Here is a 17,902-nt window from a genome sequence, read left to right as displayed (position 1 = left end):
GGGACCTGTAATTTGGACACCACCGCTTTTCTCCGTTGGCTGCAGGGTACGATGACCGAAAAAGGCGCAAGCCATAAAAAGAGAATCATCCGTTTTCAACACACCCAAGACTTTCGCCGATTCGTTCACGAATGGTCGGAAATGAAGAGCTCGGTGTCGACGCTTCAATCGGTCAGACAAATGGGCATTATTCAAGCGATATCCTGTCCAATCCCCGATGACAGCCCGCATCGTCGATTCGACGGGCGGGTATGGGTGGAGACGGACCAGCGTGTCCGCATTCATAGCGTGACATCGCGGGTGCCTGCTCCCGAGAAAGGAATCCCTTGGGGCGTTGCGCACGTTAAGGCGCCGCAGGCTTGGAGTACGACAACCGGTCACAAAATTCGAATCGGCGTCGTGGATACAGGCGTCGACTTCAACCATCCCGATCTTCGCGGCTCGCTGGCGCGGGGTATTAATCTGCTCAATCGCAGTCTGCTGCCTCATGATGACAATGGACATGGCACCCATATCGCGGGCACAATCGCAGCGGCTAATCAGCTGCAGGGAATGATCGGCGTTGCGCCTCGTTCCCTCATTCATCCGATCAAGGCGTTCGATCATAACGGAAGCGCCTATGTCTCCGATATTATACTCGCGATCGACTGGTGTGTGCGAAACCGGATGAACATTATTAACATGAGCTTCGGGATGAAATCGCGGAGCAAGGCTCTGCTTAGCGCCGTGACTAATGCGGCTAATGCAGGCGTCATTATTGTCGCTTCCTCAGGCAACGACGGCAAGCGGCGGGCGATCGACTACCCTGCACGTTATCCGCAGACGATATCGGTCGGCGCCACAACGAGACTTCGTCGTATTGCACCGTTCAGCAATCGCGGCATCTATATCGATATCTATGCGCCCGGCGACAAAATTACGTCTTCCTGGCTCAAGGGCAAGTACCATGAGATGAGCGGAACCTCGATGGCGACTTCACATGTAAGCGGAGCCGTTGCGCTGCTGCTTGCTAAGCATCCAGACCTGACCCCCGCCGAGGTCAAAGCCGCTCTGCGCCGCTCGATGCAGCCGCTGCGCGGCAAGAAGGCGCCTCGAATGACCGGAGAGCTTGATATCGCGAAGATGCTTCAAATTATGGAGAAATAATATGGGAGCCGCTATGACCATGAGGAATCCGGCAAGGAACGGACAAAAGGCCTGAAGAGAAGCCGCATCGGCTTGCTCATCAGGCCTTGTATCATTTTTTTATGTCAACAAGTTAATCACATGCGCTCAGGCGCCGTTACACCGACCAAACGAAGCACGTTCGCAATAACGACACGCGTTGCAGCCAGCAAGGCAAGACGCGCCTGCGTCTGCTCCGCATCGTCCGTCATGACGCGCTCCGCTTTGTAGTAGCTGTGGAACTGCGAAGCCAGCTCGTACACATAACGAATTATGCGGTGCGGCGCATAACCTGCAGCAGCGTCCGAAATTTCTTGCGGAAGTTCGCCGAGCTTGCGAAGCAGGTCGTATTCTTGTTCCGTCGTCAGACGCGACAAGTCGATCTCTGCGAGTGGACGCATGGCAACGCCTTGCTCTTCAGCCTGACGGAAAATGCTGCAAATACGCGCATGCGCATATTGTACATAGAATACCGGATTCTCGTTCGAAGTCGAAACAGCCAGGTCCATGTCGAAGTCGAGATGGGAATCCATGCTGCGCATCGTGAAGAAGTAGCGGATTGCGTCGACGCCGACTTCATCCATCAGATCTTCCATCGTGACGGCTTTGCCGGTACGCTTGGACATTTTCACTTTCTCGCCGTTCTGGAACAGGCTGACCATCTGTGCGATCAGCACTGTCAATTTGTCAGGATCGTTGCCCAGCGCCTCCATTGCAGCCTTCATACGCGGAATGTAACCATGATGGTCAGCACCCCAGATATTAATGAGTTGATCATAGCCGCGGCCGTATTTGACACGGTGGTAAGCGATGTCTGGCGTCAGGTACGTGTAGGAGCCATCGTTCTTCACGAGCACGCGGTTTTTGTCATCGCCGAATTGCGTCGTATTAAGCCAAGTTGCGCCTTCTTCTTCATAAACATGGCCTGTTGCGCGAAGCGCGTCGAGACCTTGCTCAACGAGACCTTGCTCGTACAGCGACGTCTCGCTGTACCACAGGTCGAAATTAACGCGGAAGCGTCCGAGGTCGCGTTTGATTTTGTCGAGTTCACGTTCCAGACCATACTGACGGAAAAATGCAAAGCGCTCGTCGTCCGGCAGCGACAGCAGACGATCGCCTTCCTGCTTCGCAAGCTCTTCCGCGAAGCCGACGATGTCGGCGCCGTGATAGCCGTCCTCCGGCATAGCCGCCTCTTGGCCGAGTGCTTGCTTATAGCGAGCCTCGATCGAATAAGCCAGGTTCGCAACTTGGTTGCCGGCATCGTTAATATAGTATTCGCGCGTTACGTCATATCCAGCGAAGTCGAGCACGTTGCACAGCGCGTCGCCAACTGCGGCGCCGCGGGCATGGCCAAGGTGCAGGCTGCCTGTCGGGTTAGCGCTGACGAATTCCACTTCAATGGACTTGCCTGCGTTATCTTGTACGCGGCCATAGTTGTCACCCGATGTTAGCACTTCACCGACAACAGGATACAGGTAGTTCTTGTTCAGGCGGAAGTTAATGAAGCCCGGGCCTGCGATTTCGGCCGATTCGATCGAAGCGGATGCGCCGTTCAAATTCGCAACGATCGCTTCGGCGATCTGGCGCGGATTGCGCTTGGCGATCTTCGTCAGCTGCATGGCAGCGTTCGTCGCAAGGTCGCCGTGCGATTTGTCGCGCGGCACTTCGAGCACGAACTCCGGCAGCTCTTCGCGAGCAACGATGCCGGCAGCAACGACTGCTTCGGCAATAGCTTTCTTGACATTGTCATATAATTGATCGATTGCGTTGGACATAGGTGAACCTCCTAAGATTAAATAAGGCTTATCGCTTCATCAGCCAGCGTCGAGCTCGGCCTTCAGCTTGATTTTGAACTGCCCCGTCAATTCCTCGTCTACATACATGTTATAATGCCACTCGAGCAGCATCGGAAGCATCGGCAACAGCTCTCCGTCCTCCGCCTGAGGCTGCAGATCACCGCGCTGAACAAGATCGCCGCACTGCATCCATAGCAGCGATGTGTCCGTCACCATCTTGAACCTTGCGAAAGGCGACTTATACTCGCCGGCTTGTCTTGCTCCTGCGATGAAATTCTGCTCCGATTCAACGACGCCCCGCCTTGCGATATGAAGCTGTCCATCCCGCCAGCGGATAACGGTCCGCACTTCGCCAGAGCTATCGTCCGTCTCGGTATAACGCACATAGACGGCGCGGCCTTTGCGAAACCATTCGCCCGTAAACTGATGCTCCTGCAGTTCGCCCTCGATCTCACTCGTTAACGTCAAACGAACATTGGCTTTATCTGTCACTTGGTTGACCATCCTCCTATCGGCCCGAATTATCCAATCGAACAAAAAAACCTCCATCTCTTGTAGGAAAGAGACGGAGGTCGATCCGCGGTACCACTCTTCTGGCTGACAACATTGGAGACAGCCTCTCAAACACGATAACGGTGTGACCGGGCAATCCTACACAGCACCAAGTGCCTTCAAACTGCCAACTCCCGGGGGCGTTTCCGAAACTTCGATACTGCCGGCTTCCACCATTCCCGGCTCGCTGTCGCATCGCATCACTTCGTACTGTCCCGCTCATCGTCGGTTACTAATTGCATCTATTATATGCGATTCGCTGGATTTTGCAAATACGGTTCAATCACTCGCCATGCAGCAAGACGGTCGTCCAGGTTGCGCATCGTCTTCGTCGGCACCGGACTTGTCGACGGCAGCTTCAAGCAAACGACGCGCGATACTTCTTCTGCCTTGGCATAATGCCGCTTGAACGTATCATGCGCCTTCGTTCCGTTCAATGCGATGGCGCGAATGTTCGGATACCTGCGGAGCAAGCCTGGAACATCATTCACCACTTCATCGCGAATGTTCGCATCCAAGCTGCCTTCCCGCGTACAAGACTTCAGAATATCCCACATGGCAACATGGTGATCCAGCGCAAAAGCCAAACGGGCTTCATACTCATCGTCTACCGGCAGTCCGTGCAGCCCATAAAGCACACGCCAGAAATAATTGCGGGGATTGCCGTAATACTCGTTCATCGTTAAAGAAGGGACACCCGGCATGCTGCCGAGCACAAGCACAGAAGATCGCTCGTCTATGACGGGCTCGAAGGAATGTACAGTCGTCATGCTAGTAAATCGAGATCCTCCTTCTATGCGGTGTAAGGTGTTCGCCCCGATAGCGGCAAACTTAGCTTGCGCTTTCGTTGCTGTTGTTACTATTGTTACTGCTGTTGTCGCCATTGTCACTGCTGTTGCTGCTATTGTTATTGCTTTCGCTGCTATTGTTATTGCTGCTGTTATCGCTGTTATTAGTCCTGCTGGAGGTACTGCTGCTTGGCGTGCCGCCGAAACGTTCGATCTCTTGGCACAGCTCGTGCTGCCACTCCGAATCTTCGGTCATAGAAGCCATCAGCGACAAATTGTACAATTGCGCAAGCCGCATGCAATGATCAGCGTTCACGTCCAAGCAATGCTCCATCTCCAACCGTTCCGAATCGGTCAGCTTACGACGCTTCTGAATAATTCGCAGCTCTGCCATCCGTTCATAGATTGGCATCAACTTCATACGGACACCTCCTCTTGGTATCCAGCATGCCCACTATTGGAACGAAATATAGCAGTGCGATAACAGAAATGATAGTACGCAAGTGCGCTTAGCTCCCGCATAAAAGACATCTATTATTAATGAAAGTTATTCAACGGGATTAATAGAATGTCCTCCTCTACATATTAAATGAATGGCTATTAAAAAAAGCTCCATCCCGATCAGCGAATGCCGCGATCAGGATGAAGCTTCATCTTATTGCTTCGATTATTTCACGAAGCCGAGCAGCATCTCGCGAATGACTTTCGCTGCCACGATTTGCGTTTGTTCCGTCGGGTCGTAATGCGGCGCCACCTCTACGAGATCGCAGCCTACGATGTTGATGCCAGCGCGCGCGATCGCGTGAACCGACTCAAGCAGCTCCTTGCTCGTAATGCCGCCAGCTTCCGCCGTACCTGTACCAGGTGCGCACGAAGGATCCAGCACGTCGATGTCGATCGTCAGATAAACAGGACGGCCAGCAAGCTCAGGCAGCACTTTCTTCAGCGGCTCAAGCACTTCGAATGGATGGAAGTTAATGTTCTCGCGAGCATATTGGAACTCTTCGCGGGATCCGGAACGGATGCCGAATTGATAAATGTTCTTGCCGCCCATCAGGTTCGCAGCTTTACGCAGCGGCGTCGAGTGGGACAGCGGCTCGCCTTCATAGCTCTCACGCAGGTCAGCGTGCGCATCGAAGTGAATGATTGCGAGGTCTGGATACTTCTTGTACACCTCTTGGAAGATCGGCCACGATACGAGGTGTTCGCCGCCAAGGCCGACCGGCATTTTGCCATCGTTCAGCAGGCCGGCTACATATTCACCGATAATCTCAAGCGAGCGTCCAGCGTTGCCGAACGGCAGCAGCAGATCGCCTGCGTCAAAGTATGTAATGTCTTCGAGGCTGCGGTCGAGGTACGGGCTGTACTCTTCCAGACCGATCGATACTTCACGGATGCGTGGAGGACCGAAACGCGAACCAGGACGGAACGATACGGTGAAGTCCATCGGCATGCCGTAAATAACAGCTTTGGACGCTGCATAATCATCGGAACTTAAGATAAAGACGTTGCCGGAATACTTTTGATCGATTTTCATGTAGGAACCTCCTGAAATGTTGAAGATTAATGATATCGAAAGCTTGCGCTTACGTTCAAATTCCCGGAGCCGATCACCTCCCTTTACGGAAGCGTGCAGTTCCGGGAACCTCATTACATTGCTATATTGCAATTAGTTCACCAGATTCTCTACGAACTTCGGCAGAACGAACGCTGCCTTATGAAGGCGTGGAGAATAGTATTTGGTATCCAGATCAGGAATCGCCGATTCGTCAACTGCAAGCGGATCGTGTTTCTTGCTGCCCATCGTAAACGTCCACAAGCCTGACGGATAGGTCGGCACATTCGCGCAGTATACGCGGACGATCGGGAACACTTCCTTCACATCGCGGTTAACGCTTGCGATCAGGTCCGCCTTGAACCACGGATTATCCGTCTGAGCGACGAAGATGCCTTCTTCCTTCAGCGATTCGTAGATCCCTTGGTAAAAACCGCGGGTGAACAGATTCACTGCCGGCCCTACCGGCTCCGTTGAATCAACCATGATGACATCGTACGTATTCTTATGATCATGAATGTGCATGAAGCCATCATTAACAATCACTTCTACCCGGGGGCTGTCCAGCTCGCCTGCGATGTTCGGCAAATACTTCTTCGAGTATTCGATAACTTTGCCATCGATCTCAACGAGCACCGCTTTCTTCACCTGCGGGTGCTTCAACACTTCGCGGATTACGCCGCCGTCGCCGCCGCCGACTACAAGTACGTTCTCAGGATTAGGATGTGTAAACAGTGCAGGATGTGCCACCATTTCGTGGTAAACGAACTCATCTGTGTCTGTCGTCATGACCATGCCGTCGAGGACGAGCATTGTACCAAACTGTTCCGTCTCGATCATGTCGAGCTTCTGGAAATCCGTCTGCTCGCTCACGTACGTTTCTTTGATTCTCGCCGTGATGCCATACGATTCCGTCTGCTTCTCCGTGTACCACAATTCCATCTTCATCTTCCCTTCTATACGCACAATTCCGCCTTAGGGTCAATGTTTCCTTTTGTATTATAGTGTAACCAAAACTTCATTACAAACTATAATTAAGACGCCAATTCATCCGTCCATCTTGTGGAGATTACGCACAAAAAGCCGCGAGCGAGCTCGCGGCTTACACTTGTTCTTATCAGTTGTATTTGACCGAATACGAAACGTTCGGATAAGCCGCCGTCGTGCCCGGTACCCGCTCCAGTACGAGAATAAGCGTACCTGGGCTGTAATAAGCCGAGCCCGTGTTGTAAACCGTCGTATTGGCCGTAAACGAACCAAGCTGGATCGGTGAGCCTCCGCTAGGCAGCTGCCATTCGTAATGCCCTTTAATCGTACCCGCTACCGACGAAGTGATCGTTATCGAAGTACCTGTCGTGCTCGCGTTCGGCAGAATGTATGCCTGTCCCTCGCCAGCCGCAAGCGTGTTGTAGTATAAACCGCCTTTCTGAACGACGGTGACGCCGGAGCTTGCCGATGCAGTAACGCTAAAAGCGAAAACGATGACGAATACGAGCAGCGCGATCCGCGCAGTCAATTTGTTCATTATATATTCCTCCTAATTATTAATGATAAACACCGTTCGGATCAGATGTATTTGATGGAGTACGTGACAAGACGTATCTTTTTCATTAGATATCCACCCTCTCTCGTTAGGAATACATCCTCGCATCGACTGTCCTCAAGCCCACTAACATCAACGGTGTCAGCTCTAAGTTGACAATCTTCAATTTAGGTGTGCATTCCTCCTCTCCGAGAGAGTGAAAGCGTTTTCGTTGCTACGTAAGTTACTATACTACTGTTAAATCATGATGTAAACACCATTTTTTGAGCGAAAATGATTCTGACTCCGTTTCGAAATCTCTTTCGCAACTTGGACGTTCAATGGAATAGCTCTCCCTCTCTTTTTCCATACTAAGGTAATGAAAGCGTTCGGCGATTGCCGTATACGCAACCAGCTGAGAGGAAGTTGCTCATGATAAAGCGTTGGTTTACCCGCCTGATGGGACGCCCCGCCGCCAGAAGCAAAACCGCTGCCGCCAGACGGCGCAGACGCCCCCTTATCCCTATCATTGCCGAACGGCTCTGGCCTCGTCTTCGCGGACGTGCAAGATGGATACGGCTTATCAAAATAACCGGCGTTTGCGCTGCTCTGTTCGTCGCATCGATTGCCAGCTTATTGATCTATCTGCGGGTACAGTCGCTGCCTGTCGCTTCGATCAGCCAAACCTCGCAGATGCTCGATCTGCAGGGCAACGTGATCGACACGTTCCACACGACGCAAAATCGGCGTTCCGTACCGCTCAATCAAATCTCGCCTTATGTCGTGCAAGCTACATTGGCGATTGAGGATCGCAGGTTCTATGAGCATGAAGGCTTTGATCCAGTCGGCATGGGACGCGCACTGCTCGTCAACGTTCAAAACATGTCCGCCAAGCAAGGGGCAAGCACGCTGACGCAGCAGCTCGCGCGCAATTTGTATCTGACTCATGAACGCACCTGGGGACGCAAAATGAAAGAAGCGCTCTATACGATCCAGCTCGAGATGCACTACTCCAAGGATGAAATCTTGAATATGTACTTGAATCAGATCTACTACGGGCATGGCGCATATGGCATTGAGGCCGCTTCAGAGCAATACTTCGGCAAGCATGCCTCCGAGCTTGATCTAGCGGAAAGCGCCATGCTCGCGGGCATCCCGAAAGGGCCGAAGTATTACTCGCCTTATATGAGCATGAAGAACGCGAAGGATCGCCAGCACACCATTCTACAAGTAATGGCGAACGATGGCGTTATTACGCAGACTGCAGCGGATCAAGCATACAGGGAGCTGCTTTCCTTCAAGCCGCTGTCGGAATCGAGGGGCAACAGCTTCGCGCCGTACTTCCGCGACTATGTCCGCTCCTTCGTCATCAGCAAGCTTGGCATCGATGAGCGGCTGCTCGACGAGGGCGGCATCCGCATCTTCACGACGCTGGATTCCAACGCACAGCGGGCAGCGGAGAAGGCGGTTGCCGAAGGCATTCCTTCGAATACCGAGCAGCAGGCAGCGCTCATCGCGATCGACCCGCGCAATGGTTATGTGAAGGCCATGGTCGGCGGGCGCGATTATCCGAACAATCAGTACAATCGGGTATTCGCAACGACTCGGCAACCGGGGTCATCGTTCAAGCCGATTCTGTACCTGACCGCGCTACAGCAGAGCGGCATGACTCCGCTTAGCCGATTCATGAGCGCACCGACGACATTCACTTATGACGAGGGCCGTCTCACTTACGAGCCGCACAACTATAACGATAAGTACGTAAACGACTATATCGACATGCGGCAGGCGATTGCGAGCTCGGATAACATCTATGCCGTCAACACGATCATGCAGGTTGGCGCGGACAACGTTATAAGCATGGCGAGAAAACTCGGCATCGATAGTCCGATGAAGCCCGTCCCATCACTTGCATTAGGTACATTCCCGATCAGTCCGTTCGAGATGGCGTCCGCCTTCGGCACATTCGCCAATGAAGGCGTCCGCGTGAACCCCATCGCAGTACTGCGTATCGAGGACAGTGATGGACATGTCTTATATGAAGCATCACATGAATCGGAGCAGGTCGTGGATGCCGCGCACGCATACGTGCTGACAAGTCTAATGGAGAGCGTATTCGATACCGGCGGCACCGGTCACCGCGTCTCGGCAACGATGAATCGGCCTGTCGCCGGCAAGACGGGCACGACCGCTTCGGACGCATGGCTGGTTGGCTATACGCCGGAGCTGGCAACAGCGGTCTGGGTCGGCTACGACAAAGGACGCCAGTTGACAACGACGGAAGCCCATCGCGCGGCGCCAATCTTCGCAGCGTTCACCGAAGGTGCACTTGAGGCAGTACCGCCAAAAATGTTCCCGATGCCCGAAGGAGTCGTCAGCGCCTATATCGATCCGAAATCAGGCAAGCTGGCTGGAGAAGGCTGCGAGGACAATAAGCGGCTGGAAACATTCATCGCCGGCACCCAGCCAACGGAAACCTGCGACGGCAGAAACGGAAAGGCTGAAGACGTGAGCGGCACCGGAACGGATGCCCGCAAGGAAGAGCAGCGCAAATCGTGGTGGAGCGACTTGAAGAAATGGTGGAAAGAGTAGGGGCATGGCCCCTGCTCTGACACCTCATTTTTAAGAATTTCTACCCACCCAAACCCTCCCTGCAAGGGAGGGCCCCAAAGGGCTTAAGCGTACGCTCCCGATGTGGTTTCCTTGCGGAAACCTTTGTTCCATTCGTGGAGATAAGATACTGCGTCGTGGGATCGCGTACCCCTATGCTTTTGTTCGAGCTTGAAAGAGTTAATATGTGTTTGGATTCAAACAGAAATAAGCACTGCTGAGTCTCGCTCAGCCGTGCTTATTTCTGTTTTTTATGATTGAGGCTCCAGAAATACGATTTGCCGTTTGCCGGCCTTGAGCTTCTTCAAGCGTCGATAAGCTGAGTGCTCCACGTTCTGTTTCTTATCGGAGACGATTGCAACTATAGATGATGGCGCGAGACGAGGCACAAGATTGCCTAGCATCTGGCCGATCGGGTCGATGCTGTCCTCTGACCATTGGACGATATCGCCGTAGGGGACATCGGTGAAGACGAAATCCACCTGACCATTGAGCTTGTCCAGCGCATCGGATGTTGACGGCTGACCGATTGCGTCATACTGAAGGCATTGCACATCAATCGCGCTGCCCCGCTGCTCGATCAGCGACAACAGCCGCTCCGCACTCTCAACCGCCTCTTGGTGAGACGTTTTGCCGTATGCCTGCGCCATCTCTCTCAGCTGCGCGATTCGCGCATGCATGCCGGCTGGATTAATCATCGCCAGATTCCGTGCCGCGATGTCGATCGCACGCTGGTCGATATCCGAGCCGACGATTCGGCTCAAGTCGCTGCCATGCTGGATGCCAATGCTGGTCAGCAGATGGGCGCCGCCGCAGCATGGATCATATAACGTCAAGCCGCCTGTGCGCCCTCGGCCCGCCAAATACGCTTTGCCCTGCTGGTAGATCTCGCTTGCCAGACGCACGGGAAACGCCGTTGTTCCCTGCGCATTGAGCAGTACCCGTCCACTCGCATAGTCTTCGTAGCTCCGCGGCGCTGATTCATACCGGTATTCCATGAATGCCTGTCCTCCCCTAGATATTGCGATAGCTTCACACCACACAAGCTTTTACTTCTATTCATACCCGTCCGTATACTGTTCTATAAAATGTCTCGCGCTCTTCGATAGGTAGCGATCCTTGAGCCATACGATGCCGACCTCGGACTGAAACTCGGCATCCTCGATTCGAAGCATGCGCAAGGAGTCGATCGGCGACATCGCAACGACTGACTTGGGCAGCACCGTAGCGCCGATTCCCGCCGCCACAAGCGACAAAATAATCGCGACACTGGAGCATTCGCAAATAATGTTCGGCGTTAGGCCGCTCTGCCGAAATTCGCTCATCACCTGCTTGTGCATGCCGATCGTCTGATCCGTCTTAAGCGTCAAGAACGGATAATCCGCTAACGCAGCCAGCGTGATGGATGTCTGCTTCTGATCCGGCTGCAGCTTGCTCGGAATGACCGCGACGAACGGATCCGATGGCAGCCGTAGCACGTCGTACTCATAGGGCGACTCTTCAGCGAATTCGAATGGCAGGCGCGCGACGACCAACTCAATGCTTCGCTTGGCCAGCGCATCGCCAAGTTGATAATGGTCGCCTTCGCTTATTTTGAACGTAACTTGGGGATACTTCTCCCGGTAGCGCTCAATCGCTCGAGGCAATAGCGAGACGCAGGAGACGACGGCACCAATCGCAAGAAAGCCCGAAACGCCTTCCTCGACCTCCTTCACTTCTTGCAGCGATTCATGCATCTGGCGAATAAGACTTTCTGCCCGCTCCCGCATCAGCTCCCCTGCATGCGTAAGCGTCAGCTGCTTGCCGCTGCGGTCGAACAGCGTCACGCCAAGCTCCCGCTCCATCTGTTTCAACTGCCGACTGAGCGGCGGCTGCTCCATATTGAGCGCCTTGGCGGCACGCGTAATTTGCCCCGCTTCGGCAATCGCAAGAAAATATCGAAGCTGCCGGATATCCATTCGCTTCTCCCTCATTTCGTCCCATACCTAAAAAGTATGACGATTCAATAAAATTGATATTTTCAATATATACAAGAGAATGTTACGATTCAATTATGAAATCTGCTATCGATAACTTTTTTATAATAAGAACACACTAAGGAGCTGTTTATTCATGTCGAAACCGACGATCTCAGTCACTCTGACAACGAACCCTAAGCCACGCCCAGACGAGAAGAAGCTTGTCTTCGGCAAGTATTACTCCGATCACATGTTCATTATGGACTATGATGCGGGTCAAGGCTGGCACGATGCACGCGTCGTTCCTTATCAGAACATTTCGCTCGACCCTGCCGCGAAGGTGTTCCATTATGGCCAGACGATCTTCGAAGGTCTGAAAGCTTACCGCACGAAGGACAACCGCATCGTTCTGTTCCGTCCAGATCAGAACTGGGAGCGCCTCAACAAGTCCAACGACCGTCTGAGCATTCCGGCTGTAGATCCAGAGGTTGCTATGGAAGCGCTTCGCACGCTCATTAAAGTCGACCACGAGTGGGTACCGTCCGAACCAGGCACGTCGCTCTACATTCGTCCATTCGTTATCGCAACGGAGCCGCAGCTTGGCGTTGCTCCTTCGACGAAATATATGTTCATGATTCTGCTCTGCCCAGTCGGCGCGTATTATGCAGAAGGCTTGAACCCTGTTCCAATTCACGTGGAATCCGAGTATGTTCGCGCGGTTAAAGGCGGCGTAGGCAACGCGAAGACGGGCGGCAACTATGCAGCCAGCCTGAAAGCGCAAGAAGGCGCATCCGAGCTTGGCTACTCCCAAGTACTGTGGCTCGACGGCGTGCATCGCAAATATATCGAAGAAGTCGGCAGCATGAACGTCTTCTTCAAAGTCAACGGCACGGTTATTACGCCAGCGCTCAACGGCAGCATCCTCGACGGCATCACTCGCAAATCGGTGCTGCAGCTGCTTCGCTCGTGGGACGTTCCCGTTGAAGAGCGTCAAATCTCGATCGACGAGCTCGTTGAAGCTCACAAGAGCGGCACGCTCGAAGAAGCTTTCGGCACAGGTACGGCTGCTGTTATCTCGCCAGTCGGCGCGCTTCACTATAACAACGAGAAGCTTGTCATCAACAACAACAAGACTGGCGAACTGTCGAGCCGCGTATACGACACGATTACGGGCATTCAAAGCGCTGTACTGCCGGATCCATTCGGCTGGGTTCTTGAAGTTTAATTTAGTTATGCCATAACGTCTGACGGAGGGCTTCATCCCGTCAAGACCCCATATACCTCTCGCACATGTCAACCTGCAGTCGACAAGGCGAGAGGTTTTTTTGTATTATGGTGAAACAGTACGCTTTCATTCCAGTTGAAGCGGAAACTTATTCTCAGTTGAACATTTATGACTTCTATTTAAATAACCAATAGGGCTGGTGCGGCTCCATGATGAGAAAACCTCTATCGATACCGCGCTTAGATGTCGGCATTATGGTCAGGATATACGGACTATTCGCTGTCCTTCTATGCTCCGCGTTATTGATCGCCGGCTGCTCTAGCAGTGGGACTACACACTCTTCAGATAGCACTGCTGCCGTTGCGGATACAGATACTGCAGCTGCTGTAGAGGAACAATCCGCTTCGCAGCAAAGCAGCGCTGAACCTTCATGCGATACGGCTGCGAATACGGATATATCCGCCGAACAAGCATCTGCCACCTATTCGCTCGTTGGATCGATTGCGGGCAAATATCCAATCGAAATGAAGCTGACCCTCGACGGCTCGAGTGTCAGCGGAACATACATGTACACCAAGTACAAGCAGGATATCAAGCTGCAAGGAACGGTGAATCAAGCGGCTAGCGCAAGCGACAAGCTCAGCGTCAGCATGGATGAGTTCGATCCCAAAGGCGAGCTTACCGGTCATTTTGCCGGCTCTCTTATTTTCAACACGACGGTCAGCCCGCCTGCCCTCGTCTCTTTCACAGGCGATTGGACGAATGCAGATGGATCGACTACCATTCCATTCGAGGCCGCGCCGACTGGAGCCGACGCTTCCACTGCAGCAAGCGCTGCCGGTGCGGATGCCGATTGGCTTGGCGAATGGGAACTCAAGGACAGCAATCAGTTCTACGATCAGGCTTTAGAAATTCAAGAGATTACAGCTCAATCGATTTCGTTCAATCTAGACAGCGCGAATGGCGGTCACACAGGCGGCATTATGGATAAAGCCGTTCGTTCGAAGGACGGCAGATCCGCTGTCTTCACAGGCGAAGGGTTATCGCTGACGTTCAACCTCCAAGACGATCGTATCGTCGTGATCTCCGAAGGGGATCCATCGAATTACGCTGGGGCAGGCGTAAGCTTCGGCGGTGAATTTGTTCGACACAGCGAGAACCAAGAGCTAGATCTACAGCAGCTTGGCGTCCTTCCTACTAAGGAGCTGGATGATCAGTTTCGAGCTATGGTCGGAGACGACTATGACCTCTTCACACAATCGTTTCAGATCATCGACTCCCGCTCCGACGAGCTCACGGATACAACGGTTGTGACCGGCGGCGTGCGGGGATTGTTCACCTTCATGGAAGCCGTCATCATGTACGATCAGAAAGGCACGTTCTACGCCGCTGTCATCGACGACGATACGGTCAATTACTATACGACAGTTCGATCGTCTTACAACGTTCTGCCAGACGCTATCGAAGAATGGCGTTCCCGCTTTCAAGAGAAGGATGTTGCGTACTTATCTTTTGCATAATTTGTATAGTGAAGAACGTTCCGGCCGCCCTCTCTCGAGGGCGAATGGGGCGTTTTTTTGTGTTGGGCGCTGGGCTCCTCTCCCGATGGGATAGACATTCATCATCGGCAAGTGTCTCGGATTGATAGCCGTTGGAAGTTGATAGAATAGGGTTATTGCGTAGTACACACCATCTATCCGATACGTATATATACATTACAGCTATATATTTGATAGCTTGCCGAGCCAGGGCGAGAAGGAGGGATTCCACCACGGCTGGCACAATCGGAAAAGCTCGAATCCGTGAGCGACATACCAATGCGGACGAGCCATAACCAAGGAGGACAACCGCGACTTTTATTGTGAGAAGAGGTAATGCAACATGAATGAACTTGCGGTATGGGTTACCATCCTATCGTTTATTTTCACCGTCTTGTTCATATTCTGGCGTTCAACAGTCAATGAAGCTATTCCGGCTTCGATCGGTGCTTTCGTCGTATTGCTCGCGGGCACTGTCTCACTGTCAGATCTGTGGATGATTACAGAGACGATCGGCGGGGCGGCCGTCACCATTATGGCGACCATCGTCATGGCCATTGTGCTTGAGAGCTTCGGATTCTTCCATTGGGCAGCCGAGAAGTTAACCGCTCAGTCAGGCGGATCCGGTATAAAGCTGTTCTGGTATACGAACCTGCTCTGTTTCCTGATGACCTTGTTCGTCAACAATGATGGCAGCATTCTCATTACAACGCCAATCCTGCTTATGATTTTGCACAACTTAGGCTTGAAAAACCATCAGAAGCTGCCTTATCTGATTTCTGGCGCACTTGTTGCAACAGCATCCAGCGCACCTATCGGCGTAAGCAATATCGTTAACCTGATCGCGCTCAAAATCGTCAACATGTCGCTGTATATGAGCGCAGCCATGATGTTCGTTCCCGCAACCATTGGTCTGCTGATTATGTCCTTACTGCTGTTTCTCGTCTTCTACCCAACGCTCCCGAAGAAGATCCACATGGCTGCCGGAAGACATCGTCCTTTCTCCCCCCGGCCCGGTCAACACCCGCTTAAATACGCCCAAGAAGCTGCTCCGGCGCAAGTTGGCGGAGCATTCATGCGCAACATCATTCTGTTCGTTCTGTCCGTTCGTATCGGTCTGTTCGTCGCCTCGTACGTCGGTTTCCCAGTGCCGCTGACAGCCGTCATCGGCTCGCTCGTCCTCCTCGGCTGGCGCTGGTGGAAGCTTCGCATCCCGCCGACAGATATCATAAGAAAAATACCATGGCATATATTAATCTTCGCTTTAAGCATGTATGTCATCATCTACGGACTTCACAACATCGGCCTGACGGACATGCTGATCAAATATTTGAGTCCCTTTGCCAATGGCGGTCTGCTGCACGCCAGCATCAGCATGGGCGTTATCGTCTCGATCATGTCTAACCTATTCAACAACCACCCCGCCCTTATGGTTGGCACACTGACGCTGACGAACATGGGACTCGACCCGGTTACGCTCAAAATCTCTTATCTCGCCAGCGTAATCGGAAGCGATATCGGGTCGCTGCTGCTGCCAATCGGTACGCTCGCCACGTTAATGTGGATGCACATTCTGCGGAAAGGCAAGGTGAAAATCACCTGGGGCGATTATTTGAAAGTAACCATCCTCGTTATTCCGCTGACGGTCATTCTTACCCTCATCATACTCTCCTACTGGGTTTATCTTGTTTTCTAATAAGAGAGATTAGAGACACAAAAAACGGCCATCTGCCGGATAGCCGCTTGCAAAGGGTATAATAAAGCACAAAATCAATGTATGTCAGAAGGCTAGCATTCGTACGGGCGTTGGCGCATATGCGTCGACGCTCTCTCTTTGCGACAACAGGAAAGGCCATTTTCTTGTTAGCGAATTTTCTCACAGATACATATTGCTGATATACTCTCTTTACGTAAACCATTACCACAACATTCCGCTCAAATTGGACACAATGGATACAGAAACGCGTACCTGCATGTATGCGTTGGACCAATGAAACACCACTGTCCTCGATTAGTCATAGGCTATTGCATGAACGATGACTAATAGGAAGTGATCGAAATGACGAGTCCAGGCTTCGTCCCTGATAATTTGAACCTGAAGAAAAGCTCGGGCAACCCGAACTTAGCGTATAACATGAAGGACAATGTACTGTTCAAGGTGAATGAATCGAATATTGCCTATGAAGTGTCCGCAACTCAAATTCCTGCTATGGTCGGCGGCACCGTCGCAGAGCTGCTAATGACGAAAGGCCATATCCGCGAACCTCACTGGCACCCGAATGCCTGGGAATTAGACATCGTCATTGAAGGCCAAGTCATCGTTTCGATCTTGAATCCTGATACTTCTCAGTTGATCAACAACTTGGCAGGACCCGGACAGGTCGTCTTCATTCCGATGGGCTGGCTGCACTGGATTACGCCGGTAACTGAGCAGACAAGGCTGCATCTGTTTTTCAACAGCAGTCAGGTGGAGAACGCCGAAGTGTCGGACTTCCTGCGGACAACGCCGCTCGAAGTGTTCCGTCTGTCCTACAATATCGATCCGGCCCAGATGGGCGCGGCTCTTGCGCCGATTAGAGCCGTTAACGAGACGATATTCCTCGGTCCGCCGCCAAGCACGAACATGCGAGGAAGCATCCATGGGGTTAGCGGGCGGATCGGATCGGGTGATATACAAGTGAAGTGACACTGTAGCATAGGAGGCGCATCGTCCATGAAAGTCGTCATTGCCATTGATTCGTTCAAAGGAAGCATCTCCTCTATAGAAGCAGGAGCGGCGGCTGCCGCAGGCGTAAAGGATATATTCGAGGATGCTGAAGTCATTGCCGTACCGCTTGCTGATGGCGGCGAAGGAACGGTTGATGCACTCGTCCAGGCGGCGGGCGGACAGCGCATAACGCTGACGGTCACCGGACCGCTCGGCGATCCTGTGCAGGCAAGCTACGGCCTGCTCGATGACGGCGGAACTGCCGTCATCGAAGCGGCCTCCGCATGCGGCTTGACGCTCGTCCCGCCCGATCGGCGCGATCCGCTCGTGACGACGACGTTCGGCGTCGGCGAGTTGATCGCCGATGCGCTGGGGCGCGGCTGCCGCAGGCTGATCGTCGGGCTCGGCGGCAGCGCGACGAACGATGCCGGCGCCGGCATGCTGCAGGCGCTCGGCTGCTCGCTGCGCGACGCGCGCAGCCTTGAGC

General features: G+C 52.9%; 16 protein-coding genes and 1 other annotated feature. Of the genes, 7 read left to right on the top strand and 9 right to left on the bottom strand.

Going from position 1 to position 17,902, the window contains the following annotated elements:
- Window positions 1–12: 12 nt before the first annotated feature.
- Window positions 13–1,146, top strand: coding sequence for a S8 family peptidase (locus SBI19_RS27140; RefSeq protein WP_317972660.1), 1,134 nt, complete (start codon window positions 13–15; stop codon window positions 1,144–1,146).
- A gap of 116 nt (window positions 1,147–1,262) precedes the next feature.
- Here the strand turns inward: SBI19_RS27140 and argS are convergent, their stop codons facing one another.
- The 7 genes from argS to SBI19_RS27105 form a co-directional block, all read right to left on the bottom strand.
- The gene (gene argS, locus SBI19_RS27135; RefSeq protein WP_317972659.1) at window positions 1,263–2,939 is read right to left on the bottom strand and encodes an arginine--tRNA ligase; all 1,677 of its coding nucleotides are present in this window, start codon (window positions 2,937–2,939) and stop codon (window positions 1,263–1,265) included.
- A gap of 39 nt (window positions 2,940–2,978) precedes the next feature.
- A complete protein-coding gene (locus SBI19_RS27130; RefSeq protein ID WP_317972658.1) occupies window positions 2,979–3,464 on the bottom strand; it encodes a YwiB family protein in 486 nt (161 codons plus the stop codon).
- 54 nt (window positions 3,465–3,518) lie between these two features.
- Window positions 3,519–3,744 (bottom strand) — a binding site (T-box leader).
- Window positions 3,745–3,757: 13 nt separating this feature from the next.
- Complete coding sequence (locus SBI19_RS27125) at window positions 3,758–4,282, bottom strand: DNA-deoxyinosine glycosylase (protein WP_317972657.1); 525 nt, start codon at window positions 4,280–4,282, stop codon at window positions 3,758–3,760.
- A gap of 61 nt (window positions 4,283–4,343) precedes the next feature.
- Entirely contained in the window at window positions 4,344–4,721 is a 378-nt protein-coding gene (locus SBI19_RS27120; RefSeq protein ID WP_317972656.1) for a DUF7667 family protein, read from the bottom strand.
- Between the two features lie 246 nt (window positions 4,722–4,967).
- Window positions 4,968–5,837, bottom strand: coding sequence for an agmatinase (gene speB, locus SBI19_RS27115; protein ID WP_317972655.1), 870 nt, complete (start codon window positions 5,835–5,837; stop codon window positions 4,968–4,970).
- Window positions 5,838–5,969: 132 nt separating this feature from the next.
- The gene (speE, locus tag SBI19_RS27110; RefSeq protein WP_317972654.1) at window positions 5,970–6,797 is read right to left on the bottom strand and encodes a polyamine aminopropyltransferase; all 828 of its coding nucleotides are present in this window, start codon (window positions 6,795–6,797) and stop codon (window positions 5,970–5,972) included.
- A 175-nt stretch (window positions 6,798–6,972) separates the two neighbouring features.
- Window positions 6,973–7,380 carry a hypothetical protein gene (locus SBI19_RS27105; protein ID WP_317972653.1) on the bottom strand — a complete coding sequence of 136 codons (408 nt, stop codon included), beginning with the start codon at window positions 7,378–7,380 and terminating at the stop codon, window positions 6,973–6,975.
- Window positions 7,381–7,809: 429 nt separating this feature from the next.
- Here SBI19_RS27105 and SBI19_RS27100 point away from each other — a divergent pair, with 429 nt between their 5' ends.
- The gene (locus tag SBI19_RS27100; protein WP_317972652.1) at window positions 7,810–9,969 is read left to right on the top strand and encodes a transglycosylase domain-containing protein; all 2,160 of its coding nucleotides are present in this window, start codon (window positions 7,810–7,812) and stop codon (window positions 9,967–9,969) included.
- 269 nt (window positions 9,970–10,238) lie between these two features.
- Here the strand turns inward: SBI19_RS27100 and SBI19_RS27095 are convergent, their stop codons facing one another.
- Both SBI19_RS27095 and SBI19_RS27090 read right to left on the bottom strand, forming a co-directional pair.
- Window positions 10,239–10,985 (bottom strand): hypothetical protein, encoded by a 747-nt coding sequence (locus SBI19_RS27095; protein ID WP_317972651.1) that lies wholly within the window; start codon window positions 10,983–10,985, stop codon window positions 10,239–10,241.
- Window positions 10,986–11,042: 57 nt separating this feature from the next.
- On the bottom strand, window positions 11,043–11,945 hold the full coding sequence (locus SBI19_RS27090; protein ID WP_317972650.1) for a LysR family transcriptional regulator: 903 nt from the start codon (window positions 11,943–11,945) through the stop codon (window positions 11,043–11,045).
- 154 nt (window positions 11,946–12,099) lie between these two features.
- Here SBI19_RS27090 and SBI19_RS27085 point away from each other — a divergent pair, with 154 nt between their 5' ends.
- The 5 genes from SBI19_RS27085 to SBI19_RS27065 all read left to right on the top strand — a co-directional run.
- Entirely contained in the window at window positions 12,100–13,170 is a 1,071-nt protein-coding gene (locus tag SBI19_RS27085) for a branched-chain amino acid aminotransferase (protein ID WP_317972649.1), read from the top strand.
- A 209-nt stretch (window positions 13,171–13,379) separates the two neighbouring features.
- Window positions 13,380–14,690: a hypothetical protein gene (locus SBI19_RS27080; protein WP_317972648.1), complete on the top strand. Its 1,311-nt coding sequence runs from the start codon at window positions 13,380–13,382 to the stop codon at window positions 14,688–14,690.
- 361 nt (window positions 14,691–15,051) lie between these two features.
- Window positions 15,052–16,404: an arsenic transporter gene (locus SBI19_RS27075; protein ID WP_317972647.1), complete on the top strand. Its 1,353-nt coding sequence runs from the start codon at window positions 15,052–15,054 to the stop codon at window positions 16,402–16,404.
- A 363-nt stretch (window positions 16,405–16,767) separates the two neighbouring features.
- Entirely contained in the window at window positions 16,768–17,394 is a 627-nt protein-coding gene (locus SBI19_RS27070; protein ID WP_317972646.1) for a cupin domain-containing protein, read from the top strand.
- A gap of 27 nt (window positions 17,395–17,421) precedes the next feature.
- On the top strand, window positions 17,422–17,902 hold a 481-nt coding region (locus SBI19_RS27065; protein WP_317972645.1), incomplete at its 3' end, for a glycerate kinase.

The sequence above is a fragment of the Paenibacillus sp. CCS19 genome, from assembly GCF_033239625.1.
Lineage (GTDB): Bacteria > Bacillota > Bacilli > Paenibacillales > Paenibacillaceae > Paenibacillus_T.
Note: the sequence above shows the minus strand (reverse complement) of the source record. Positions and strands in the feature narration are given on the sequence as shown.